This is a genomic window from Clostridia bacterium (assembly GCA_012840125.1).
In the GTDB taxonomy this organism is placed as follows: Bacteria; Bacillota; DULZ01; order DULZ01; family DULZ01; genus DULZ01.
In genome coordinates this window covers 1-22,018 of the sequence record DULZ01000072.1, presented here as the reverse complement: position 1 = coordinate 22,018, position 22,018 = coordinate 1, and the positions used below count along the sequence as shown (strand labels likewise).

Sequence of the window (22,018 nt, the reverse complement as noted above, 5' to 3'; positions counted from 1 at the left end):
GCGCCGTACTTGTCAATGAGCACCAGTGGGTCCACCACGTTGCCCTTGGACTTGGACATCTTGCCTTCGTCCAACAGGAGCCAGCCGTGACCGTAAACAGCCTTGGGCAGCTCGATCCCGGCAGCCATTAAAATTATGGGCCAGATAACGGTGTGGAAGCGGACGATGTCTTTCCCCACCAGGTGCCGGGCCCCTGGCCAGTACCGGTCAAACTTGGGATCGCCGCTACCGTAGCCCAGAGCGGAGATATAGTTGGTCAAGGCGTCAAACCACACGTAGATGACGTGTTTCTCGTTGATGGGTACCGGAATGCCCCAGTCAAAAGTAGTGCGGGAAACGCACAGATCCTCCAGTCCCTGCTTGATGAAATTGATCATCTCATTGCGCCGGCTGGCCGGCTGGATAAACTCAGGATGGGTTTCAATATGTTCAAGGAGCCGGTCGGCGTATTTACTCATCCTAAAGAAATAGCTTTCCTCTTTTACCAGTTCCACCGGGCGGCCGCAGTCCGGGCAGTTGCCGTCTACTACCTGCCGCTCCGTCCAGAAAGTTTCACAGGGAGTGCAGTACCAGCCCTCGTATTCGGATTTGTAAATATCCCCCTGATCGTAGATGGTCTTAAAAATTTGCTGCACCACTCTCTTATGCCGCTCTTCCGTGGTGCGGATGAAATCGTCGTAAGAGATATGCAGCTTTTCCCAAAGATGCTGGAAGCCGGCTACGATCTTGTCCACAAATTCCTGGGGATGGACGCCCGCTTCCTTCGCCCGCCGTTGAATCTTCTGCCCGTGTTCATCAGAGCCGGTTAGAAAATACGTGTCAACTCCCTTCATCCGGTTGAACCTGGCCAGTGTATCCGCCATGGTCGTCGTCAACGCATGACCTATATGCAGGTTGTCACTGGGATAATAGATGGGTGTCGTTATGTAGTACACATCTTTGGACATTTTCTTCCACCAACCTCCTAATCCGGAATAATCCCTAGGCTCTGAAGAACCCTTACTCCTATTATACATTATTGCCTATTGTAAATAATGGGTATGCGGCTGTCAAGTTGTCGAGGAACCGGGAACAATCGAGCCAGTTGGACATTAATGTAAAAAATTTTTAAAGGAGGGTTGACTTTTAATGGAATCGTTGGTATCATTTAGATAGACTATGTCGAATCATGTTGAATTGGGGGAGGGGAGAGACATGATGAAATCAACAGGCATTGTCAGAAAAGTGGACGAGCTTGGGCGCGTGGTAATTCCCATCGAGCTCCGTAGAACCCTAGGCATCGACGAAAAAGATGCCCTGGAAATCTATGTTGACCACGAAAAAATCATTCTTAAAAAATATGAGCCTGCTTGCGTCTTTTGTGGAAATGCGGAAGACATTCACGTCTTTAAAGGCAAGAATGTCTGCACCCGCTGCGCCAAAGCTATGTACGAAGCAGTGTAGCTCAATATGAATCAAGGCACCCGGCTAAGAGGTGCCTTGATTTTTTTTGTCTATTTTGACGGCCCGGTAGACTTCCCGCTTGGGTACGCCCAGGCGCCTGGCCGCCTCTTTAATGGCGTCTTGCCAGTCGAATCCCTGCTCTTCTAAGGCGGCCATCAGGGCCGCCGGATCCGGGATTTCCTCCACTGCCGGCTCATCCCCGGCTTCCTCCGGGGGCCGGCCCTCCAACAGCAGGGTGAATTCGCCCCTGGGCGGGTGAGCCTCAAAATGGGCCCGCAATTCCGCCGGGGTCCCCCGCACAATCTCCTCATACTGCTTGGTCAATTCCCGGGCCACCACCAGCCGGCGCCGGGGCATTACTTCCGCGATGGCCTTTAAGGTAGCCGGCAACCGGTGCGGGGCTTCATAAAAGATGATGGTTCTTTCTTCCCCGCGCAAATCCTCCAATCGTTTTTTCCGCTCCCGGTCCTTGCGGGGCAAGAACCCTTCAAAGACAAATTTGTCCGTCGGTAAACCGGAAACACACAAGGCGGTCACGAAGGCCGTCACCCCCGGCACCGGGACCACCGGGATCCCGGCAGCGACGGCTGCCTGGATGAGCAGGGTGCCCGGATCGGAAATGCCGGGGGTACCGGCATCGGAAACCAGGGCAATGCTTTTCCCCTGCCGGAGCTGTTCCAAGAGAAAAGGACCTTTTTCCCGGGCGTTATGTTCATAATAACTGGTTAAAGGAGTATGGATGTCGTAATGATGCAGCAGCTTGCGGGTATGACGTGTATCTTCCGCGGCGATCAAGTCCACTTCTTTGAGTACCCGGAGGGCCCTCAAGGTAATATCCTCCAGGTTGCCAATGGGTGTCGCACAAATATATAAAGTCCCTGTCATCAACCCTTCCTCTTTTCACGCGAACAGATTTCCCCCGGCAAACAGTTTTTCCAACTGGGGGGTGTATTTCTGCGCCTCATCCCGCATCACCACCGGGGGCAGGACCAGGGGAGGTTTTCCCCCTCCCAGGACCCCCTCCACCAGCATGAGGTTGGCGGGGAGATTTCTTTGCGGGTGGACAAAAGCTAACCGGCTGAGCTTAAACCGGTACCCGGTGAAGAGCTCCAGGATTGCCGGCAACCTTTCCGGCTTATGAATGAGGACCAGTCTTCCCTTGTGCTTAAGCAGCTTTTTAGCCGCCGCCACGATATCGGCCAGGGTGCAGGCGATTTCATGCCTGGCTACCGCTTTCTCCCAAAGGGTATTGATCCTGCCGGCCGTCCCTCCCGGAAAAAAAGGAGGGTTAGACACCACTGTATCCCACCGGCCTAACCACTCCTCTTGCAATTCTTTCAAATCTCCCTGGACAATGGTAATCCGATCCGCCAGGCCGTTCAACAAAACACTGCGCTGGGCCTGGCCGGCCAAACGGGGCTGGATTTCCAAGCCGGTCACCCGGATGTTTTCTTCCCGCAGCCAGAGCAGCAGGGGAATCACCCCTGACCCGGTGCCCAGGTCAAAAATGCTCTCCCCCGGTTTCGGTTCTACGAAACCCGCCAGGAGCACTGCGTCTACGGAAAACCGGTACCCTTGTTCATGTTGGATAATGAACAAGTTCTTGCCTAACCTCTCCAGCTTTTCACCGGTTTCCAGCCGCACTTCCACTCTACTCATTCCTTCTTCTCCTGGTGATCCTTATTGTTCTTGCGCAAGAAACCCAAGCAAAACAGGCAATCTTCGCCTTGGGAACGAAAACGTCCGAAGTGGGCATGACATACGTGAAAACCTTCTTCGTATAGTTTGGACAGGTTTTCGTAAGCGGTGCCTTGCTCCTGCTGGGCATAAAGTTTTGCTCTCAGCTGTTCATTTTGCTGTTCCAGGGCATAAGCGTACATCTTCAATTCCTGGACTTCTTCTAAAGCGGCTTTCAGCTTTGTCTCCAGCTCCATCACTGCTTGCAGGATCTTTATGCCCATCACCCCCCACAGGATAATCTTGCCGGCTGTTAATGGGAACAGCCTTTCTGGCAGTGTCCACATTTCTCCTCAATGACACGTACTTGTGCCGCGGGAAAGTCTTGTTTCTCCAGGTTGTCAAACTCCACGGTGACGGTTTCCCTTAACAAGTTGTTGGCCACCACTTGCCCGACACCTTTTCTGGTCCTGACTTTCACCCCGACAGGCGGCACAATTTCCCTGGCTTTTTCGTAAGCTTCATTTTCATATTTCAGGCAGCACATCAAACGGCCGCACAGCCCTGATATTTTCGCCGGGTTCAGGGACAAGTTTTGATCCTTGGCCATCCTGATGGACACGGGATCAAACTCCCCTAAAAAGGACGCACAGCACACCACGCGGCCGCAAGGGCCCAACCCTCCCAGCATTTTAGCCTCATCCCGGACCCCGATTTGCCTTAGCTCAATCCGGGTGCGGAAAATGGCGGCCAAATCTTTTACCAATTCACGAAAATCCACGCGCCCTTCGGCAGTGAAATAAAAAATGATTTTGCTGACATCAAAGGTATATTCCACATCAATTAATTTCATCGGCAGTTCGTGTTCCTTGATCTTTTGCAAGCAAATGGCAAAAGCCTCTTTTTCTTTTTCCTTGTTCGCGGCTACCACCTCTTGGTCTTCCTTGGTGGCGATGCGAATGACTTTTTTTAGGGGCAGGACTACTTCATCGTCATTTACAGGTTTGGGGCCGACCACCACATCGCCGAATTCGATCCCCCGGGATGTTTCCACGATGACCTGGTCCCCCGCTTTTATATCTAAATCCGCCGGATCGAAATAATAAATCTTGCCGGCTTTCTTAAACCTCACGCCGATAACAGTGAGCATCCCCGACCTCCTTTCCGCCGCAACCTCTATCCGGTTCTACTTTTCAAGTACTGGTTTATTCTAAGGGTCATCACTTCAAAACACAATCGACGGTTCCCATTGTATCTCAGGCGCTGCCTGGCTTTTTCCGTTTCCCGCAAAGCCAGCTTCAGGCTTTTTGCCGGCAGTCTCTCTTGCCGGATGGCATCATATAGATCCACATTGACTAATAGTCTTTCCGACTGGGATGCTTGCCATACCAGGAGATCCCTCCACCAACGGGCCATCAGGGTGAGGATCTCCTCATCCTCAGCTTCATGCAGGGCGGCGGCTACCTCAAAGCAGTCTTTGACGCCGCCTTCCTTGAGCTTGCGGCAAAACGCAATGGCTTGCTGCCTGGCCGGCAGGAACCGGTCATCTTTGAGCTTGGCCAAAGCCTGGCCGGGACTGCCGTCGCTTAACCTGGCAAACAGCTTCGCCTGAGACGGTGAAATTCCTTGCTGTAAAAGGATTTGTTCAATGAGTTCCGGGGGCACGGCACGGAAGCTGAATCGCTGGCACCTGGACCAGATGGTAGGCAGTAAGCTTTGAGGCCGGGAAGTCAACAGCACAAAGCAGGTCTTGCCGCTGGGTTCTTCCAGCATTTTCAACAGGCTGTTGGCTGCCTCTTCGGTCATGAGGTCAGCTTCATCGATCACCGCTACCTTGTAATTTCCTTGCCAGCGTTTAAAGCTCAGCGCCTCTTGCAGGGCTCGGATTTGATCTATCTTAATGTTTTTGCCCTGGGGACTTATCTCATACAGGTCAGGATGAGTACCGCCGGCCACGGCCTGGCAAGCCCGGCAGCGGCCGCAGGCGTTCCCCCCATCAGGGGACAGGCAGTTTAATGCCGCAGCCAGGGCCTGGGCAGCGGTTCTTTTTCCCACTCCTTCTTGACCGTAAAAAAGATAGGCATGATGCACCTGCCCTGCGGCCACCGCCTGGCGCAGGTGCCGGACAATCAAATCCTGTCCCAGGATATCAGTAAAAGTGCGCATTCCCACTGCATCACACCTTTTTCGCCAAAGACCGGCTGACCAGGGCGATAATTTGCTGATGGACCTCTTCGACCCGGCCTGCCGCACTCAGCACGGCGACCCGGTCCGGAAACTGCCGGGCCAACTGGAGAAAACCTTCCCGCACCCGCCGGTGAAAGTCCAGGGCTTCCCGTTCCAGCCTGTCCAGGCCGGTGCGATGTTCCTGACTGCGCTGGGCCAGGCGCTGCAAACCTGCCTCCGGATCAATATCCAGCACAATGGTCAGGTGAGGCAAAAGACCGCCCAACGCCGGTTCGTTAATCTGCCAAACTAATTCGGCCCCAAGGCCCCTGCCGTATCCCTGGTAGGCGACACTGGAATCCACGAATCGATCGCTGATGACAACGGCTCCCTTCGCCAGGGCAGGTTTAATGAGATACTCCACGTGCTGGGCCCGGCTGGCCGCATACAACAAGACTTCCGCCACCGGGGTCACCGGTTCCCCGGATACCTCCAGCAACAAGCCGCGGATTTTCTCCGCCAGTTCCGTCCCTCCCGGTTCCCGGGTCAGGACCACCGGCCATCCCTGCTGCTGCAGGTATGCCGCCAGCAATCGCACTTGGGTGGATTTTCCGGCTCCGTCCGGGCCTTCGATGGTAATAAACAATCCAGTCAACTGCATGCCCCCATCCTATCTAAGCCAACACCTGAATGGTGTTTAAAGCGGGATCCGCTAATCCCTGCCAGTGAATCCCCTGTTCGCGCAAGCGAAGCAATAAACGGATCATGGGTGCCGCAATCAGCTCTCCGGGACACAGGAGCGGGATACCCGGCGGGTAGGGCACCACCAGTTCCCCGCAGACGGCGTTTTCCGCCTCCTGAAGGGGCACCCGCTTCTTGGCGGCAAACCAGCTGTCCCGGGGGCTGACCACCACTTCCGGCAGCAACAGTTCCTCCCGGAAAGAAGGAATAGGCAAGGATTTCCCCCGGCCGGCGCGGGATTGAGCGATTGCGCCCAAAGCGTCAACCAGCCTCTTTCCTTCTTCCCAACGATCCCTGGCACCAAGTAACACCAATATATGGGATTGACCGGCCGTTTCTACTTGTATAGTGTACTCCTCCCGGAGCAATTTGGCCAGATCGTAGCCTGTCAAACCCAATTTCAGCCCATCAATAATGATTTTGGTAGGATCAAGCCCTATAACCTCATTATAATTAAATAATTCTTCATGCCAAGACCGAAACCCTCTGCATGCTTTAATTTCCTCCCGGATCCGCCCGGCTAAGCTCATGGTTTCTTCCCAATCCTGTTCCCCATGCCAAACCATCTCATAAAGGGCCCCTTCCAGGGAAGCCAGCAGCAGGTAGGACGGGCTGGTACTCTGGACCAACCCCAGGGCTCGTTGGAATGGCTCCCTGGCTAACTCTCCTCCCAGGTGGAGCATGCCGCTTTGGGTGAAGGATCCCAGCGTCTTATGGCTGCCCTGGACCACCACATCCGCCCCCAGCGCCAGGCTGGACCGGGGTAGCTCGGGATGAAACGGAAAATGTCCCCCATGGGCTTCATCCACGACCACTTTGAGCCCCCTGGCTTTGGCCCTGACCACCAGCTCCCGGTGCAAGGAAACAATCCCCTCATAGGTCGGGTGCACAAAAAGTACCATTTTGGCGTCCGGGTGCCGGTCCCAGGCCTCTTCCCACCTGCCGGCCGGCACTCCCAGGGGAATCCCCAACACCGGGTGATAGGTGGGAGCCACGTAAACCGGCACAGCGCCGGACAGCACCAGGGCACTGAACACGGATTTATGCACGTGCCGGGGCAGGATCACTTTATCGCCGGGTTGGAGCAGAGCCAGGCAGGCAGCGATGATTCCTGCCGTGGCACCGTTCACCAGGAAGAAAGTCTCCTTGGCGCCGTAGATGCCGGCGGCAATTTTTTCCGACGCCCGGATCGCCTCCTGCGGATCATGGAGGTCATCCAAACCGGGCACTTCCGTGAGATCCACCTGAAAAGGCCGTTCCCCTAACAGCCGCTGCAACGGGGTTCCCGCTCTCACTTTTCCCTTGTGGCCGGGCATGTGGAACCTGGTGGTGTTTTCTTGCAAATAGGCTTCGATGGCATGAAGCAAAGGTGTTTTCACTGGTCTCGTCACCAACCGAAAAGATTAATGGTATTGTAACATACCGCCAATTAGTTGTCAGTGGATTCCCCCTGTGCCGAAGCCAATTTTGCCCGGTAAAATGCAAAAGAGCACCGCTTCGGTGCCCTTTTGCCGGTCGGGTCATTGTTCCGTATCCTTTTGTGGATGAGGTCCTTCGCGTATAGTAACCATGATCCCCGCTTATAGTATTGCCCACTAAAATTTGTTTATACCAATCCGGGCCGGAATCTGCCTCCCCGGCCTCAGGCCGGTGCGGGGACCTCTATTGGGCGAGGGGAGCCTCATCCTTTAGGCGCTGCACCCCGTTATTGTCCACATAATAGTTCTCTAAGTAGATTAACTGGGAAATAGGCACAATCTCATACCCTTCCCGCTGCAGGCTCTCGATGATCCCGGGCAGCGCCGCGGCGGTATGCTTCCCGTTGTTGTGGAACAAGACGATGGAACCGGGTTTAACTCCTTGGACCACCCGCCGGTGGATTTCCGCAGCTGACAAATCTTTCCAGTCCAGGGAATCCACATCCCATTGTATGACATGCAATCCCATTCTTTCGCAAACCTGGATTAGAGTATTATTATAGCTGCCGAAAGGCGGGCGGAAGAGGATGGGCTTAAACCCGCTCACTTCCACAATGGCATCATAGTTATCTTGTAATTCTTTCACCATCTGGGCTTCCGATAACTTGGCGAAATCAGGATGGGTGGCTGAGTGCAGCCCTATTTCATGCCCCTCCTCCGCAATCGTTCGCACCAACTCGGGATAATCGTTGATCCAGATATTCACCAGGAAAAAGGTGGTCTTCACGTCATATTTCTTGAGGATGTCCAGAATGGGCCTGGTGTATTCCGCCCCCCAGCAGGCATCGAAGCTAATGGCCACCTTTTTGTCCTGCGTATCCACCGAATAAATCGGCCGCAGCTTGTTGCCGCCGCTCATAACCGCCAGCCAAACCTCCGCCGGCCCTCCCAGGGGACCGGCCATCAAGGCCAACACCACCAATCCCACCAAGAAGACCCCCAGGCCCCTTAAACGCCGCGAGAGATTAACGGTCACGATCCGCACCAGCCACCACCCCTCTCACATACTCCTCCCATTACTCTTATGCCGGACCCCCCGCCCCCATGCCCGGAAATCTTTAGAATCAAAAAAGGCACCCGTGGGTGCCTGTGGCCTGTTATACTTGGAATTTCGCCATCATCGCCGTCAACCGCTCCGCCGTGTGGGCCAGGGACTGGGCCGTGGCCGACACTTCCGCCAGGGCTTTGCTGGCTTCGCCGGAGCTGCTGCCGATCTCCTGTGCGGCGGCAATGGCTTCCTCCACCGTCGCCGCCACTGCTTCGATGGAATTGTCTACCTGCTGCATGGCTGCGGTAATTTCCGCGGTCAGGGTAGAAAACTGATGGGTCAAATCCTTGACGAACCGGGCATCGCCGGCATATTGTTCCGCTGTTTGCTCCAGCATGTCATAGTCCGGGGTCACTTTCTCGTCGATGAATTCCAGTATTTCCCCGGCATGGGAGATAAGCTGGCGCACCGCCGTGGTGACTTGCCGGATCACCTGGTGAATATCCCCGGCCGTAGCCGCCGAGCTCTCCGCCAGTTTGCGGACCTCCTCCGCCACCACCGCGAACCCGCGGCCCTGTTCCCCGGCCCGGGCTGCTTCGATGGCGGCATTCAAAGCCAGGAGATTGGTTTGTTCGGCAATTTCGGAAATCACATCCGCCATCTTCGTGATTTCCTCCACTACCCCGACCTGTTCCATGGCCGTTTTAATATCCCGCTGCTTCTGGGCATAGATTTCTGTCGCCGTCTGCTTGGAACGGCCGGCGGATGCTTTCATCCCTTCCGCTCTCTTTTTAATCTCCTCTGCCTTGTACTCGCTTTCCTTGACCTGGCTTTCCAGCTGCCGGGCCCGGCTTACAATCTGCGTGCTGAAAGCCGATACTTCCTCTACGGAAGCACCGATTTCTTCCATGCCGGATGCAATTTGCTGGACAGAACCGTTAATAGTCTCCCCTTGGGCGGTGACCTCCTCCATGGTAGCGGAGAGTTCCTCGCTGGAGGAGCCGGTTTCTTCCACCAGTACCGATACTTCTCGCAGCATCCCGCGGACGGTTTTGCTCATTTCCCCAAAAGCCCGGGCCATCATCCCCAGTTCGTCCCGGCGGCGCAGCACACCCGCCGGTACTTCTCTGGTAAAATCTCCGCCCGCCATGCCGTTGGCATGATCCACTAAAATATGGATCGGGCCGGTAATGGCGTTGTTCAAGCGCAGGGACAGGCCGATCACCAAAAGCACCGCCACTGCCAGCATGATGAAGTAGCGACTCCCGGTATTGATAAATTGAGCCCGAGCCGCCGCCACCTGATCGGCGCCAATCCTGTCATTGAGGTCTTTCATCTGGGCCAGGAGATCGGAGACTTCCTCCCGCAGGGCCCTGGCCTTGTTATCGGTAACTTGTACCGCCAGGCCGAAATTGCCGCTCCGGGCTGCCTGGATCACCTCTTCCCTGACGGCCCGGTAATTGGCCATGGCGGTTTTAAGCCGGGTCAGGAGCTCTTCCTCTTCCGGCAGCAGCCGGTCGATGTTCTGTTCGTATTCCTGCAGCAGCCGGTCATTCTCCGCTGCCAGTTCGTTGAGGGCCCCCACTGAAGTCCGGATAACCGTTGGGTCTTGCAGTACTTCCGCCTTGTAAACGATTCGCTGCATTTCCGTACTGACCTTTTCCTGGTTCACCTGAATTTTGCCCAACAGCATGTTGGAGATAAAACGTTCATGGTAAAGCCTTTCTAAAGTGGTCTGCACGTTTCTCACCGCGAACAAGCCGTTGATTCCTATTAGAGCTGTAATAACTAAAACGAAAAGAAACGACAAGAACAGCTTAGTTTTGGTTTTTAAGTTGGTAAACCAGTACATTGATCTGTTGCCTCCTTAAAGAGTGTTATATATAAATAAAGCCTCCAGGCACTACTCGCCAAGAGGCTTTCCTCACAGTATCTGGCATGGCATTAACTGCACGGGTCTAGGGTTCAGCGTTCCTGACCCTACCAGGCTGGCCTGCGGGCGTTCAAATTGGATGTGTACATCCGCAATAAATGTATAAATGTAAACAAAATAGTTACATTTACATCTATTATGGGTTATGTTCTTATGAATTCAATAATGATTATACTCTATTTTCATTAAATTTAAAGATCCATACCGGCTTGGATTTAATTTTTTTAAAGAAAAACCTGCTTTCATCTTCCATAGACAAAAGCAGGCTGCCGCTCTTCTTGTTTAATTAAATCTGGAATAGTCTCTCTAGGTTTTCATTATAAGGCGGGTAAACGATGCCTTTTTCCGTGATGATGGCCTCAATCAGCTCATGGTCCGTCACATCAAAAGCAGGATTGTAAGTTTTCACTCCTTGGGGCGCCATGGGCTTGGCGTACCACTTGGTGGTAATCTCCTCTCCCGGCCTCTGTTCTATTTTAATCTCCGCACCGTTGCGGCAGTTTAGATCGATGGTGGACAGGGGCGCACAAACATAAAAAGGAATTTTATAATACTTAGCCAGGATGGCCACCCCGGAGGTACCAATTTTATTCGCCGTGTCACCGTTGGCCGCCACCCGGTCGCAGCCCACCAGCACCGCCTGAACCCTGCCTTCTTTCATGACGATGGAAGCCATGTTGTCGCAAATCAACGTGACATCGATGCCGGCCTCCATGAGCTCCCAAGCGGTGAGCCTGGCTCCTTGCAGCAAGGGTCTTGTCTCACCGGCATAAACACGGAAATTATAGCCCCGTTCATGGCCCAAATAGATGGGGGCCAGGGCCGTACCGTACTTGGCGGTGGCGATGGTCCCGGCGTTGCAATGGGTGAGAATCCCCCACCCCGGCTCCAGCAAGGTCAGCCCATGCCTGCCGATGGCCTCGCACACCTGTTCATCTTCCTGCCGGATGGCTTCCGCCTCTTCTTTCAGAGCGGCTTTGATTTCCGCCACGCTCTTCCCGGCTTCCTTCTTAAAGCGTGCTTCCATCCGGTCCAAGGCCCAGAACAGGTTCACCGCCGTGGGCCGGGAAGAAGCCAGGTAATCCTTCACTTTCTTAAATACGGCATACAATTCATCGTAACTGGAAGCTGGGGAGTGCTTGATGCCCAAATAGGCCCCGAAGGCGGCGGCGATCCCAATGGCCGGGGCCCCGCGCACCCTTAAGGAGCGAATGGCTTCCCAGATTTCTTCCGGCTCCGTCAACCGGAGGTATTTTTTTTCATTGGGCAGCAGGGTTTGGTCCAAAATCACCAGGCTGCTGTGTTCATCATCTAAACGTACCGCTTGTACCCCCACGACGCTCATCCCGATCCCCCCTTTTACAGAACGACATCACCGGCAATGTCGGCATGGTAGGAACTCCTGGCCAGGGGTTTAGAAATCACATACTTGAAGCCCAGCTCCTCGGCAATTCTTTTGTATTCATCAAACTGGGCCGGTTCAATGTACTCCACCACAGGATGGTGCTTGGCGGAAGGAGCCAGGTACTGGCCGATGGTCAGCAAGTCGCAATCCATGGACCGCAAATCCTTTAACACTTCCTCCACTTCCGCCTGGGTTTCTCCCAGGCCCACCATGATACCGGATTTAGTATAAATGGTGCTGTGCTTCTTCACATTGGCCAAAAGCTCCAAGGAACGGTGATAATCCGCCAGGGGACGAACCGCCGGGTACAGCCGGGGCACCGTCTCCACATTATGGTTGATAATCTCCGGTTTGGCTTGGATCACGGTCAGCAGAGCTTCCTCGCTGCCCTGGAAATCAGGAATCAGCACTTCTACGGTAACGCCGGGGGCGACTTCTCTGACCCGGTTGATCACTGCGGCAAAATGACCGGCCCCGCCGTCCGGCAGGTCATCCCTGGTCACCGAGGTAATCACCACATGCTTGAGCCCCAATTCTACTACCGCTTGCGCCACATGTTCCGGTTCCAGCGGGTCCACCGCCTCAGGCTTTTGTTTCGTTACATTGCAAAAAGTGCAGTTGCGGGTGCAGTGCTTCCCTAAAATCATGAATGTCGCCGTTTTTCGGCCGAAGCACTCCACCAGGTTGGGGCACAGCGCCTCCTGGCACACGGTATGCAAGGATAAACGCTGCAGCATCTCCTTGGTCTCCTTGATTTGCTGCAGGTTTTCAATTTTCACTTTGAGCCATTTAGGTTTTCTCTGGTGCAACCGGTTCATCTCCCATCCTCTGCCGTAATTCCTCCACGGAAAGCATTACCGGTTTCTTCTTCATAGCCCGGCAAAAATACTCCATCACTTGGCGGCGCACTACCTCCATCTCCAGGGGTTTCCCCAAAATGGCTTGCAAGGAAGTGACGCCTCTGCCAATTATACCACAAGGGTTAATGACTTTAAAATGTTCTAAATTGGTATTCACATTAAAGGCAAAACCGTGCATGGTCACCCAGCGTTTCACCGCCACGCCGATGGCGGTAATCTTGTTATCCCCGATCCATACTCCCCGGTGCTCCGGATCCCGGTAAGCGTTAATGGCATACTCTTTGGCCAGCAAATCGATAAACAGCTCTTCCAGCAATGCCACGTATTCCTTCACGCCGGTGCCGTTTTCTTTCAAGTTGATGATAGGATAGCCCACGATCTGCCCCGGGCCGTGGTAGGTGACATTGCCGCCCCGCTCCGTTTGATAGATTTGGATGCCCCGGGCGGCCAAAACTTCGGGGGGAAGCAGGATATGGGTGTCATTGGCGTTTTTCCCCAGGGTAAGCACCGGGGGATGCTCCAGCAGCAGAAGAATATCCGGGATTTGGTTCTCTTGTCTTAAGGCCAAAAGCCGCCTTTGGAGGCTGAGCCCTTCCGGATAGCCGGTTATACCCGGCAGCACCGTCACTAGTATAGGTTCCATTAGTATGGTCGCTCCTTTAGTATGTTCTCGTTTTATTTTACACTATTTCTTTCCCGCCGCCCATCTCACTTTACTCCGAGGGAATGAATATGCTATGGGAAAGGACCATTGGAGGATTGGAGGAGATAAAATGAACTTATACCAACTCCCGGTGCAGATCGTGCCCAAAAGAATGGCCATGCACAACCTGCAGGTAGTTTACCCTCTCATCACCGCCGGTACCAATCCCATGGCCATGCACCACATGAACCAGCAGATTTATGCCCTGGTGCAGCACCTGATCACCCAGCAGGGGTATTACCAGGACCCGCGCACCGTTTCGGTCACCGGCAATTTTGAAATCAAGACCAATGAACGGGGGGTCTTAAGCCTCTCCCTCATCAACTACGCTTACCGGGAACACGCCGCCCACGGAATGACTATCATCAAGTCCTTGAACTTTGATATCTATACCGGCAAGGAACACTACCTGGGAGAACTGTTTAAACCCGATTCCGATTACTTAACTCGCCTAGACGCCATCGTGCAGCAGCAAATCAAAGCCAGGGACATCCCCGTCATCGACGAATTTCCCGGCGTAGCTCCCAACCAGGATTTCTACATCGCCGACAAGGCCCTGGTCATCTACTACCAGCTCTATGACTTAGCTCCGTATGCTTACGGCTTCCCGCAGTTCCCCATTTCCGTCTATGAACTGCAGGATATCATCGAAGAAGACAGCCTCTTGGGGACCATGCTCGCCAATGCTTAGAAAAAAGACAGGGGGACGGCAAAGGGCCACCGTCTCCCTGCCTTCTATTTTACCCGCTCCAGAATCCAATGGTCAAAGGGAGGGAATCCCGCCGGTAATCCTGCCATGGTCACCTTGCCTAGCGCCTCCTTGAGGGCTTTAATGGCCTCCGCCAAGCGAGGCTGGAGCACCTGGTTGACCCGGCTGCCGATGGGACAGCCAGGAAGTCTATTATCCTCCGTCACCTCCACGGCCCGGTGACTGCCGGTTCCACCCGGCAAGGAATGCGGCGGTGGAGCGGCGTCCCCATTTCATCCCGGTCCGTGCTGTGGACCAGCTCATTCACGTTCACCCCATACTTTTTCCCTTCATAGATGAGCCCGCCGCCGTGCCGGATGTACACGCAGCCTTCCGCCGCCAAGGGGCTAATCTCCACCTCCAATTCCGCCGCCGAAACCTTGGTAACAATTCTCGCCCGGTCCCCGTCCCTAAGCCCCAACCGTCTAGCATCGGCTTCGTGCATGAGCATCGTGTACCAGCGGGTCCCTTCCCGCCAGGCCGGGTCTCGCAGCATAGTATTGGCCACGGTCTCATGGTGCAGGCCCGCATGCAGGATCAAAGGGAATTCCTCCGGCAGCTGCAAAGCTTCCAATTCCTTTTCGATTGTCGCTTCTTTCAGCGGTTCCAGCAGTTCATCAATTTTCAAAGCCAGCTTCTTATCCGGCGTCGCCAGCATGGAAAAATTGTCTCCCTGGAACATGGCCAGGACCAGTCCTTCCGGGTGGGCCAGGATATCCTTGAACATGGCTTCCACCATGGTCCCATCCGCCGGGTAGCCCATCGCCGCGGCCCCGGCTTTAAAGGCTGGGCTGCTGTTGAGGAGCAAGCCGACCACCAGCGCCTGGTGCACGGACCCCAGGGCTTGACCTAAGGTTTCCGCCAGAATTAAAGGAGCCAGTTTTTTATGACCGGGGTTTGCTTGTAAATAGGCCTGCAGAGCGCCGAGATAATAGGTAATCCCTTTCCGCCCCGCTTCATAGAGGTCGCCGGGCAAGGCCGGCAAAAAGCCCAGGGCCTTGATGAGGTCTAACAAAATGGCCGCTCCTTCTTTGGCTTCCGGGCTGACGGGTACCAGTACCGGCTGGCGCAGCTGGAAATAGAATTCCGGATAGGAATAGCTGAAACAAGTAGTATCATAGGACTCCAGGTAGCTGGCGCTAGGCAGGACATAGTCGCACAGGCGCGCCGTCTCGGTGTAGGCCACGTCAATACACACGGAAAGCTCCAGAGCTTGGAAAGCTTTTTCGTAAGCCAGGGTGTCCGGGTAGGACCGGAGCGGGTTGCAGGCACTGACGATCACCGCCCGGAGCCGTTCCGGGTGGTCGTTTAAGATTTCCGCGGGCAGAATGGACGGGGGAAAAACCCCCAGCACCGGGAACATCTTCTCCTGCACCGTGCGCCAGGTCTTGGGATCCCTTTCGTCGCTCTGACTTCCCATGGGGAAGAGGAAGGCGGGAAAGATCTGGCCCCCTTCCACGCAAAAACGCCCGGTGATGGCCCGCAGAATATGCAGCAGGTAATTGTTGAGGGTAGAATTGCGGTTCATGTGAATGCCCAGGTCCTGGTGGATGCAGGACTTGGTCTGGGCCAGCAAGCGCGCCACTTCCACCACTTCGTCGTAATTCAGCCGGCACACTTCCTCCACGCCCCGGCGGGCGTCAAAACCCTCAAAAAGGGGGTTCAACCCCTCCCAGCCGTTCACATGGGCAGCAATATAGGCTTGGTCTTCCCAGCCATGTTCCAGGATGATCGCAATCATGGCCTTTAAAAGGATGGTATCCGTCCCGGGGTGCAGGGCCAAGTGGATGTCAGCGTACCGGGCCGTCTCGGAACAGCGGGGATCAATGACGATCAACTTTTTCGCCGGGTCCCGGGCAAAATCTTTGATTAAAGCCCTGGCCCGGGGCACCTGGTGGCTCATCCAACCGTTCCAGCCCCAAGCCACCAGGGTCTCCGCCCGGTGAGCGTCGGGGACGGAAGTTAAACCCTGTCTCCCGGCCACCCGGCCGTCCACCCAAAAGACGTTGGAAAATTCCTGGGCCAAGGAGGAGTAGTAATAGCGTGAGCCCAAAAGGCTCAAAAGCCGCAATCCCACGCCTACCTCCAGCTGCCCGCCCATGTTGCCGCCGCCCACATAAGCAAAGGACTTGGGGCCGTATTTCTCTTTAATGGCCACCAGCTTCGCGGCGATTTCCCGGAGAGCTTGGTCCCAGCTAATGCGCACGTGCCGGTCTCCCATTTTCTTAAGCGGGTAGTGGAGCCGGTCGGCGTGATGGGCGTAATGGGCGATGCGGCGCCCTTTTTTACAGCAGTAACCCTGGCTGCGGGGATTGTCCCGGTCACCCCGCACCCGGAGGATCCGGTTATTCTCCACCAGTACTTCCAAACCGCAGTTCTGGGCACACAAAACGCAGCCGGTCTTCTTCCACTCTCCCATGTTCCCGCTCTCCTTCCCAGTGTTAATGTAAGCATGGCGGTTGCATAATAGCAAACCAGGCACACCCAGTCAATATTTTTTCTGATTATTCAGGCATATTTTGCTGACCCAGGGGTTGTAATATAATAGACATGCGGACATGGCCAGGAGAGGAGTGAAACCATCATGCCCATCAAAGTGCTGGCGGAGACGGCCCTGTTAACCCACGGACTCGCTGCCCTCAGCAACGAGGAATTGCTGGCCCAGTTTCCCCGGGATTTTGACGGGCTAGTTTGGATGGAACACGGTGAAATCCGGCGGGGTAATATCACCGCTTACCTGCCCTTCCGGAAAAAGGCCCACGAAGTTAAGCGTATTGACGGCAGCATGCTGGCGCAAGCACGCCAAGAAGGCACCAGCGCCGCCCTTACCGCTTCCGCCGCCATGGCGGTGGCGGCCCAGTGGGGCGTGCCCCTGGTGGTCACGGCGGGGATGGGCGGGATCCAGGACACCGCCGGTCACCGGATGAGCTATGATCTGGTCGCCCTGGCGTCCCTACCGGTGTCCCTCCTAGCCACGGCACCGAAGGACTTGTTCCACCTGGCCGGCACCGTCCACTGGCTCCGGGAACACGGGGTGACGATCTTAGGCCACGGAACGGACTGCTGTGACGGTTTCCTGTTCCTGCAGAAGCCGGTACCCCTGGACGGTCGCTATACCGGCACTGTCCCGGCTCAAGGGGGCCTTTTGGTGCTCAACCCCCTTCCCCGGGCTCTCCGGTTCCGGGAGGAAGAGATCCTGCGCCGGGCCGTCGCTCGCGGGGAAACAGCCCGGCAGGCGGGCGGCTTATTCCACCCGGCAGTAAACCAGGCCCTGGATGCATTGACCCAGGGCCGCTCCGGCCAACTACAACTGCATTCTTTCATCGAAAACATCAAACTGGCTTTAGCCGCTAGAATAGAACCGGGAGGCGCTGACTTCCTGCGCCGGCGGAAAACCAACGCCGGCCGGGCTTCGCCTAACTCTTGCGAATGAACAGGTGTCTTCCCACCTCAATTCCATGCCCCGGCCCTAAACCGCTACCCGCCGGCCTGGCGGAAACGCCGGAGGAATAGCTGGTGCACCCAAGAAACCGGGACTTTAGCCACATCTACCGGAAAGCCACCAGTGGCTCAACAAAGAACAATCCCTGCCTGGAACCGCTGCCCGGCAGGGATTGTTTCCAGCGATGGTTTCTCCGGTTCGCAGCCAAACTGCCAACTGGGCCCTTCATGCCAAGCTGTCTCCGGGGAGGAGTGTGAACCTTCGCCGGGGATCCTTTTGCGCACCCCGTACCCAGGGGCCGGCCTTCTCCCCGGCCCCTTTCCGTCCCGGGCCGGCCCGGTTAACGCCGGCCGCACCGGCACTGAGGTTTTAGTTTTTAGCGGAACTGCGATACTGGAAAAAGGCGGCAATGAATACCAGCAGGGCTACCACCAGGATAACCACCGGCAGCTTGGGAATCTCCCGCGCCGGCGCCTCATCCGGGTGCCAGGTGGCCCGGTGCCCCATGCCGTCATTGGCCACCAGGGCCGCCGCCGGCAGTTTAGGATCAAAGGTGAAATAACCTTCTTCATCCACCTTACCCCGGGCAATTTCCCGCTGCTGCTGATCATAGACGATGACTTCCGCCTGCTGGGCGGCTTTCTGGTCATCATAAAGGACTTGCACCCGGCCCGGTTCCACCGGTCGGATGAGGAGCCGGTGGGCCCAGGCCGCACTGTCAAGCAGCGTGGTCAAAGCCGCTGCCACCATCATGATCACCAAACAACGAAACACTTGCCTTTTCATAGCTTTCCTCCTTCGCCACCGCGGAAGCCCTGCAGCACCCGCCTCGCCTCTTCCGGCGTCCGTGGGGCAAAGCCGGTGCCGGCAAAAAGGGTTACCAGAGTAGGCGGGCTCAGATGGGCTGCCGCCAGCAGTTCCTCGTTCTCCAACAGGCGGTAGGGGCCATGGGCCAGAACTTGCCCCCGGTACATAATGACCACCTGGTCCGCCCAGGCATAAGCCATGTCGATATCATGGGTCACCAGGATGATAGTCCTTCCTTCCCGGTGCAGGCTTTCCAGCAGCTGCATCATTTGCGCCGCCGCCGGGGCATCCAACCCGGAAAAGGGTTCGTCAAACACAAAAATCTCCGATTCCATGGCCAAAGTGCCGGCCAGGGCCACCCTCTTTTTCTGCCCCAAACTCAAATTAAAGGGAGGGCGTTCGCCGTACTCCTCCATGTCCACCCATCTTAAGGCTTCCCGGACCTTCTCTTGCACCGTTTCCTCATCCCAGCCCAAATTCCTGGGGCCAAAGGCCACGTCCTCGGCCACGGTGGTACAAAACAACTGGTCATCGGGATGGTCAAACAGCATCCCCACCAGCTTGCGAATCAAGGGCAAGTTTTGCTTGCAGACGGGATAGCCCAGGATCTCTACGGAACCTGTTTGGGGCAAGATGAGGCCGTTTAAATGCTGGAGCAGAGTAGTTTTGCCGCTCCCGTTTGGACCCAGCAGGGCGACTCGCTGTCCTTTCTCCACGGACAGGGACAGGTTATCCAGGGCTTTGGTGCCGTCGCTGTAAACATAGCTGAGGTTATGTACGGCCACCGCTAGCACTGCGGCCACCTCCCATCCAGCACCGCCAGGATCACTGCCCCGGCCACGGTGAGGGCGCCCTTAGCGAGATCCACGGCGGTGACAGGGGCGGGCATGCCGGTGGGCATCTTGCCGGTAAAACCCCGGGCCGCCAGGGCCCGGGAAATTTTTTCGGAACGATCAATAGCCTTCACGAACAATCCCCCGGCCATTTCCCCGTAAGCTTTGTAAGACACCCTGTTAGTCCCCGGCCGGAAAGCCCTGGCCGCCGCCGCCCGCTGGGTATTAGCCAGTTGGTCCCCCAGCAAAAAGAAATAGCGGTAGGCCAGAAACAGCACTGAAGTAATGACGGCGGGCAGCCCCAAATGAGCCAGACCGGCAAAGTATTGCTCCACCGGTTGGGTTCCCAGCAGCATGATCATCACCGTGAGGGAAACCAGCCCTTTCAAAGCCAAAAGGCCGGCAAAATGCAGTCGCTCCGGGGCCACGGGCAGCCCGTTACCGAAGATAATGGTCACCGCCATCAAAAAGACCAGGGCGCCCCCGCCCAAAAGCCCCCGCAGCAGCGCCCGCCCGGGCAGCTTCATAGACAGGGCCGCCCCCAGAACGAACAGGAAAGTGACCAATAATAGCGGCAGGGAGCTCAGGCTGACTACGGCCACGATGAAAACCACGGCCGCCACGGTTTTCGTGCGGGGCTCCCAGGTGTATCCCCAAGAGTGAGGCCTCCCCTGGGGAATATGCCAGTGGTGGTTGTGCTCTCCTTTCAGGTTTCCCAAAGTCCGTTACTCCTTTTCAGTGTTCCCCGGCCAGTACATGGGGCCTGGTCCGGTGCAGTAAACTCACCGCAAAACCGGTCAACAGTCCTTCGATAATCATTAAAGGAAGATGCCCCAGCACCAAAAGGTTCACCACCGAGAGAAAACCGCTGCCGTAAACAGGATCCGTTGCCAACAGCAGGAGCACCAGCAGCAGGACCCCGCTGGCTACCGCTCCGCCCCCTGCCACCGCGGCGGCAGTGAAGACGGATAATCGCTTGAGACCGGTAAAGATCTTATCCGCCAGCAGGGCCGGCAGCGCAAACAACATAAGGTTCACTCCCAGGGTAGTGATCCCGCCATGCCGGAAGAGCAGGGCTTGCAGCAGCAGCCCGGCAAAGATGGCGATAGGGGCCCTTCGTTTCAGGAGAATCCCCAAAAGCCCTCCCAGCAACGGGTGGACCGAGGTGGGCCCTACCGGCAGGCTGATGAGGGAGAGAGCAAAAAACGCTCCCGTCATTAGACTAATCTGCGGTATCTCCTCGGATTTGGTACCTTTGATGGCATAAGCCAAGACCGCCCCGGCTCCCAGAGCCGCCACCCCGGCCACCGGGAGACTGACAGCACCGTCAGCAATATGCATCTCATCACCCTTTTCCCTTTATGTTATGCGCTTTTTTTGCTTTTCCCAAACAAGTAACCTGCTCCCAGCAGCAACACTCCCGCTGCCAAGTAGATTACCACTTGCCCAGAACCTCCCGCAGAGGAAATGGGAGAAACCGGCTGCGGTTCAGCAGGAACGGCTGCGGGGACAGCGCTGCTTTCATCCTGTTCCGTCAAAGTGGCAATCATGGCTACATGAGTATGGCGCACCCCAATATAGTCCACCTCTCCGGCGGTCCCGGGAGCGTCTTCAAAATGGACGACTTTCAACATGTAAGCTCCCTGACCGGGTAAGGTGAAACGGAACCGGCCCTCTTGGTCCGTCTCCGCCACGGCGGTGGTTTCGTCCTCTCCTACCAGAGTCACACTGGCCCCGGCCAGAGGGGTTCCCTGGTACAACAGCTGTCCTTCAAACGTATCCCCCGCCTGCAAGTGGCCTGTGTCGCTGACCGCTTTGATTTCCAGGTCCAGCCCCGCCACCCGGTCAAAGGCTTCGTAATCTTCCTCGCCGTGGACATGGATATAAGCTTTCACCGTATCGTACATCTGCTGGTAGCCGGCGGGTTCACCGTGCTGGTAATCACGAATGCCCCGGTCCCGGTAAAAGACCACCTGGTAATCCCCACCGGTTACCGGCACAAAGGAAGATACATAACCGTCGCCGTAGGGGGTAAGAGGCAAGTCTTCCGTCCGGCCGTCGGGATGCAGGAGGTAAAACCGCCATTCTAAGTCCTGCCTCTCCATCATTTCCGTAAAATAGCTTCCCGCCTCAGGCGTAGCCGGGAAGTGGCCCCGGATCAGTTCCACCGTCACGGCTTGCCCGGCCTCTCCGAAAGGTGCCATTTTGATAAAGGTCTCATGGGCCCAGGCCCCGGTGGGAAATACCAGCGCTAAAGCTAAAAACAATAGAATTGCATATACTGTCTTACCCTTTCTCATGTGCATACCACCCTCATTCTTTATTCTTTGTACACGGGGCCTTTTTGTGCTGCAGGAAACACAAAAAGACCATGACAAGCTAACAAGTCCTCCTGTGACTTGCTAGACCTTCATGGTCTCATCCTATCCCATCAAGAATAGAGTAGCATCTTACAAGCAGGTTATCATACAATTCAGAGTCTTCATGACTCCAGTTCCTAGGCTAGATTATAAACTATGTATTTTGTTTTGTCCATCAAAATTATTTTCCACGTCCTGCCAACTAAATCTCTTTCTCTATTGGTCCCGCCGGCCCAGGGAAAACCGGGTACTGGTATCAAAAAAGCCAGAGCTATTTGCTCCGGCTTCAAAATTAATTTCTGGCGGCGACCTACTCTCCCAGGGGCACACCCCCTAGTACCATCGGCGCTGGAGAGCTTAACTGCCGTGTTCGGGATGGGAACGGGTGTTTCCTCTCCGCTATGACCACCAGAAATTATTTACTTGTTACTTAG

General features: G+C 55.7%; 23 protein-coding genes and 1 rRNA gene. 3 read left to right on the top strand and 21 right to left on the bottom strand.

The genetic code is table 11. The features are described 5' to 3' along the window. Positions 1–947, bottom strand: a 947-nt coding sequence (locus GXX34_08585; protein ID HHW07563.1) for a methionine--tRNA ligase, incomplete at its 3' end; no start/stop codon positions are given. A gap of 250 nt (positions 948–1,197) precedes the next feature. Here GXX34_08585 and GXX34_08580 point away from each other — a divergent pair. After that, a complete protein-coding gene (locus GXX34_08580) occupies positions 1,198–1,443 on the top strand; it encodes an AbrB/MazE/SpoVT family DNA-binding domain-containing protein (protein ID HHW07562.1) in 246 nt (81 codons plus the stop codon). A 24-nt stretch (positions 1,444–1,467) separates the two neighbouring features. Here the strand turns inward: GXX34_08580 and rsmI are convergent, their stop codons facing one another. The 12 genes from rsmI to lipB all read right to left on the bottom strand — a co-directional run bounded on the left by rsmI (position 1,468) and on the right by lipB (position 13,334). Beyond that, entirely contained in the window at positions 1,468–2,328 is an 861-nt protein-coding gene (gene rsmI, locus GXX34_08575) for a 16S rRNA (cytidine(1402)-2'-O)-methyltransferase (protein ID HHW07561.1), read from the bottom strand. Positions 2,329–2,343: 15 nt separating this feature from the next. Next, positions 2,344–3,102: a tRNA1(Val) (adenine(37)-N6)-methyltransferase gene (locus tag GXX34_08570; protein ID HHW07560.1), complete on the bottom strand. Its 759-nt coding sequence runs from the start codon at positions 3,100–3,102 to the stop codon at positions 2,344–2,346. Next, positions 3,099–3,404 (bottom strand): DNA replication initiation control protein YabA, encoded by a 306-nt coding sequence (locus GXX34_08565; GenBank protein HHW07559.1) that lies wholly within the window; start codon positions 3,402–3,404, stop codon positions 3,099–3,101. Before GXX34_08565 ends, GXX34_08570 begins: the two co-directional genes overlap by 4 nt. A gap of 29 nt (positions 3,405–3,433) precedes the next feature. Further along, entirely contained in the window at positions 3,434–4,270 is an 837-nt protein-coding gene (locus GXX34_08560) for a stage 0 sporulation family protein (GenBank protein ID HHW07558.1), read from the bottom strand. A 26-nt stretch (positions 4,271–4,296) separates the two neighbouring features. After that, positions 4,297–5,286 (bottom strand): DNA polymerase III subunit delta', encoded by a 990-nt coding sequence (gene holB / locus GXX34_08555; GenBank protein ID HHW07557.1) that lies wholly within the window; start codon positions 5,284–5,286, stop codon positions 4,297–4,299. Positions 5,287–5,296: 10 nt separating this feature from the next. Further along, positions 5,297–5,947, bottom strand: coding sequence for a dTMP kinase (locus GXX34_08550; protein ID HHW07556.1), 651 nt, complete (start codon positions 5,945–5,947; stop codon positions 5,297–5,299). Between the two features lie 13 nt (positions 5,948–5,960). Next, the gene (locus GXX34_08545) at positions 5,961–7,418 is read right to left on the bottom strand and encodes an aminotransferase class I/II-fold pyridoxal phosphate-dependent enzyme (GenBank protein HHW07555.1); all 1,458 of its coding nucleotides are present in this window, start codon (positions 7,416–7,418) and stop codon (positions 5,961–5,963) included. Between the two features lie 271 nt (positions 7,419–7,689). Then, positions 7,690–8,409 carry a polysaccharide deacetylase family protein gene (locus GXX34_08540; protein HHW07554.1) on the bottom strand — a complete coding sequence of 240 codons (720 nt, stop codon included), beginning with the start codon at positions 8,407–8,409 and terminating at the stop codon, positions 7,690–7,692. 193 nt (positions 8,410–8,602) lie between these two features. Then, positions 8,603–10,345: a methyl-accepting chemotaxis protein gene (locus GXX34_08535; GenBank protein ID HHW07553.1), complete on the bottom strand. Its 1,743-nt coding sequence runs from the start codon at positions 10,343–10,345 to the stop codon at positions 8,603–8,605. Between the two features lie 367 nt (positions 10,346–10,712). After that, positions 10,713–11,771: an S-methyl-5-thioribose-1-phosphate isomerase gene (gene mtnA / locus GXX34_08530; GenBank protein ID HHW07552.1), complete on the bottom strand. Its 1,059-nt coding sequence runs from the start codon at positions 11,769–11,771 to the stop codon at positions 10,713–10,715. A 14-nt stretch (positions 11,772–11,785) separates the two neighbouring features. After that, the gene (lipA, locus tag GXX34_08525; GenBank protein HHW07551.1) at positions 11,786–12,649 is read right to left on the bottom strand and encodes a lipoyl synthase; all 864 of its coding nucleotides are present in this window, start codon (positions 12,647–12,649) and stop codon (positions 11,786–11,788) included. Then, positions 12,621–13,334, bottom strand: coding sequence for a lipoyl(octanoyl) transferase LipB (gene lipB, locus GXX34_08520; protein ID HHW07550.1), 714 nt, complete (start codon positions 13,332–13,334; stop codon positions 12,621–12,623). The genes lipA and lipB overlap by 29 nt, the downstream gene beginning before the upstream one ends. A gap of 130 nt (positions 13,335–13,464) precedes the next feature. On the opposite strand from lipB, the gene GXX34_08515 reads away from it, so the two are divergent. Beyond that, positions 13,465–14,085, top strand: coding sequence for a DUF3298 domain-containing protein (locus GXX34_08515; protein HHW07549.1), 621 nt, complete (start codon positions 13,465–13,467; stop codon positions 14,083–14,085). 44 nt (positions 14,086–14,129) lie between these two features. Here the strand turns inward: GXX34_08515 and GXX34_08510 are convergent, their stop codons facing one another. Both GXX34_08510 and GXX34_08505 read right to left on the bottom strand, forming a co-directional pair. Then, on the bottom strand, positions 14,130–14,309 hold the full coding sequence (locus GXX34_08510) for a hypothetical protein (GenBank protein ID HHW07548.1): 180 nt from the start codon (positions 14,307–14,309) through the stop codon (positions 14,130–14,132). Continuing rightward, positions 14,306–16,561: a molybdopterin-dependent oxidoreductase gene (locus GXX34_08505; protein ID HHW07547.1), complete on the bottom strand. Its 2,256-nt coding sequence runs from the start codon at positions 16,559–16,561 to the stop codon at positions 14,306–14,308. Before GXX34_08505 ends, GXX34_08510 begins: the two co-directional genes overlap by 4 nt. Positions 16,562–16,726: 165 nt before the next feature. Between GXX34_08505 and GXX34_08500 the strand changes: the two genes are divergently transcribed. After that, a complete protein-coding gene (locus GXX34_08500; protein ID HHW07546.1) occupies positions 16,727–17,575 on the top strand; it encodes a hypothetical protein in 849 nt (282 codons plus the stop codon). A gap of 378 nt (positions 17,576–17,953) precedes the next feature. Here GXX34_08500 and GXX34_08495 read toward each other — a convergent pair whose 3' ends face one another. The 6 genes from GXX34_08495 to rrf all read right to left on the bottom strand — a co-directional run bounded on the left by GXX34_08495 (position 17,954) and on the right by rrf (position 21,997). Beyond that, positions 17,954–18,370: a hypothetical protein gene (locus tag GXX34_08495; GenBank protein ID HHW07545.1), complete on the bottom strand. Its 417-nt coding sequence runs from the start codon at positions 18,368–18,370 to the stop codon at positions 17,954–17,956. Beyond that, positions 18,367–19,185 (bottom strand): ATP-binding cassette domain-containing protein, encoded by an 819-nt coding sequence (locus GXX34_08490; GenBank protein ID HHW07544.1) that lies wholly within the window; start codon positions 19,183–19,185, stop codon positions 18,367–18,369. The genes GXX34_08495 and GXX34_08490 overlap by 4 nt, the downstream gene beginning before the upstream one ends. Next, entirely contained in the window at positions 19,179–19,943 is a 765-nt protein-coding gene (gene cbiQ / locus GXX34_08485) for a cobalt ECF transporter T component CbiQ (protein HHW07543.1), read from the bottom strand. Before cbiQ ends, GXX34_08490 begins: the two co-directional genes overlap by 7 nt. 16 nt (positions 19,944–19,959) lie before the next feature. Next, positions 19,960–20,565 carry a cobalt transporter CbiM gene (locus tag GXX34_08480; protein HHW07542.1) on the bottom strand — a complete coding sequence of 202 codons (606 nt, stop codon included), beginning with the start codon at positions 20,563–20,565 and terminating at the stop codon, positions 19,960–19,962. Between the two features lie 23 nt (positions 20,566–20,588). After that, positions 20,589–21,524, bottom strand: a complete 936-nt coding sequence (locus GXX34_08475; protein HHW07541.1) for a DUF4198 domain-containing protein — start codon at positions 21,522–21,524, stop codon at positions 20,589–20,591. Positions 21,525–21,881: 357 nt separating this feature from the next. Next, positions 21,882–21,997: ribosomal RNA gene (gene rrf / locus GXX34_08470) — 5S ribosomal RNA — on the bottom strand. Between the last annotated feature and the right edge of the window lie 21 nt (positions 21,998–22,018).

Coding starts and splice junctions, on each gene's coding strand:
- GXX34_08565 (HHW07559.1), bottom strand. CDS start 3,404: ATGGGCATAAAGATCCTGCAAGCAGTGATGGAGCTGGAGACAAAGCTG.
- GXX34_08505 (HHW07547.1), bottom strand. CDS start 16,561: ATGGGAGAGTGGAAGAAGACCGGCTGCGTTTTGTGTGCCCAGAACTGC.
- GXX34_08550 (HHW07556.1), bottom strand. CDS start 5,947: ATGCAGTTGACTGGATTGTTTATTACCATCGAAGGCCCGGACGGAGCC.
- GXX34_08560 (HHW07558.1), bottom strand. CDS start 4,270: ATGCTCACTGTTATCGGCGTGAGGTTTAAGAAAGCCGGCAAGATTTAT.
- lipB (HHW07550.1), bottom strand. CDS start 13,334: ATGGAACCTATACTAGTGACGGTGCTGCCGGGTATAACCGGCTATCCG.
- GXX34_08540 (HHW07554.1), bottom strand. CDS start 8,409: ATGGCCGGTCCCCTGGGAGGGCCGGCGGAGGTTTGGCTGGCGGTTATG.
- mtnA (HHW07552.1), bottom strand. CDS start 11,771: ATGAGCGTCGTGGGGGTACAAGCGGTACGTTTAGATGATGAACACAGC.
- holB (HHW07557.1), bottom strand. CDS start 5,286: ATGCGCACTTTTACTGATATCCTGGGACAGGATTTGATTGTCCGGCAC.
- lipA (HHW07551.1), bottom strand. CDS start 12,649: ATGAACCGGTTGCACCAGAGAAAACCTAAATGGCTCAAAGTGAAAATT.
- GXX34_08580 (HHW07562.1), top strand. CDS start 1,198: ATGAAATCAACAGGCATTGTCAGAAAAGTGGACGAGCTTGGGCGCGTG.
- rsmI (HHW07561.1), bottom strand. CDS start 2,328: ATGACAGGGACTTTATATATTTGTGCGACACCCATTGGCAACCTGGAG.
- GXX34_08475 (HHW07541.1), bottom strand. CDS start 21,524: ATGAGAAAGGGTAAGACAGTATATGCAATTCTATTGTTTTTAGCTTTA.
- GXX34_08535 (HHW07553.1), bottom strand. CDS start 10,345: ATGTACTGGTTTACCAACTTAAAAACCAAAACTAAGCTGTTCTTGTCG.
- GXX34_08570 (HHW07560.1), bottom strand. CDS start 3,102: ATGAGTAGAGTGGAAGTGCGGCTGGAAACCGGTGAAAAGCTGGAGAGG.
- GXX34_08495 (HHW07545.1), bottom strand. CDS start 18,370: ATGAAAAGGCAAGTGTTTCGTTGTTTGGTGATCATGATGGTGGCAGCG.
- GXX34_08500 (HHW07546.1), top strand. CDS start 16,727: ATGCCCATCAAAGTGCTGGCGGAGACGGCCCTGTTAACCCACGGACTC.
- GXX34_08480 (HHW07542.1), bottom strand. CDS start 20,565: ATGCATATTGCTGACGGTGCTGTCAGTCTCCCGGTGGCCGGGGTGGCG.
- GXX34_08515 (HHW07549.1), top strand. CDS start 13,465: ATGAACTTATACCAACTCCCGGTGCAGATCGTGCCCAAAAGAATGGCC.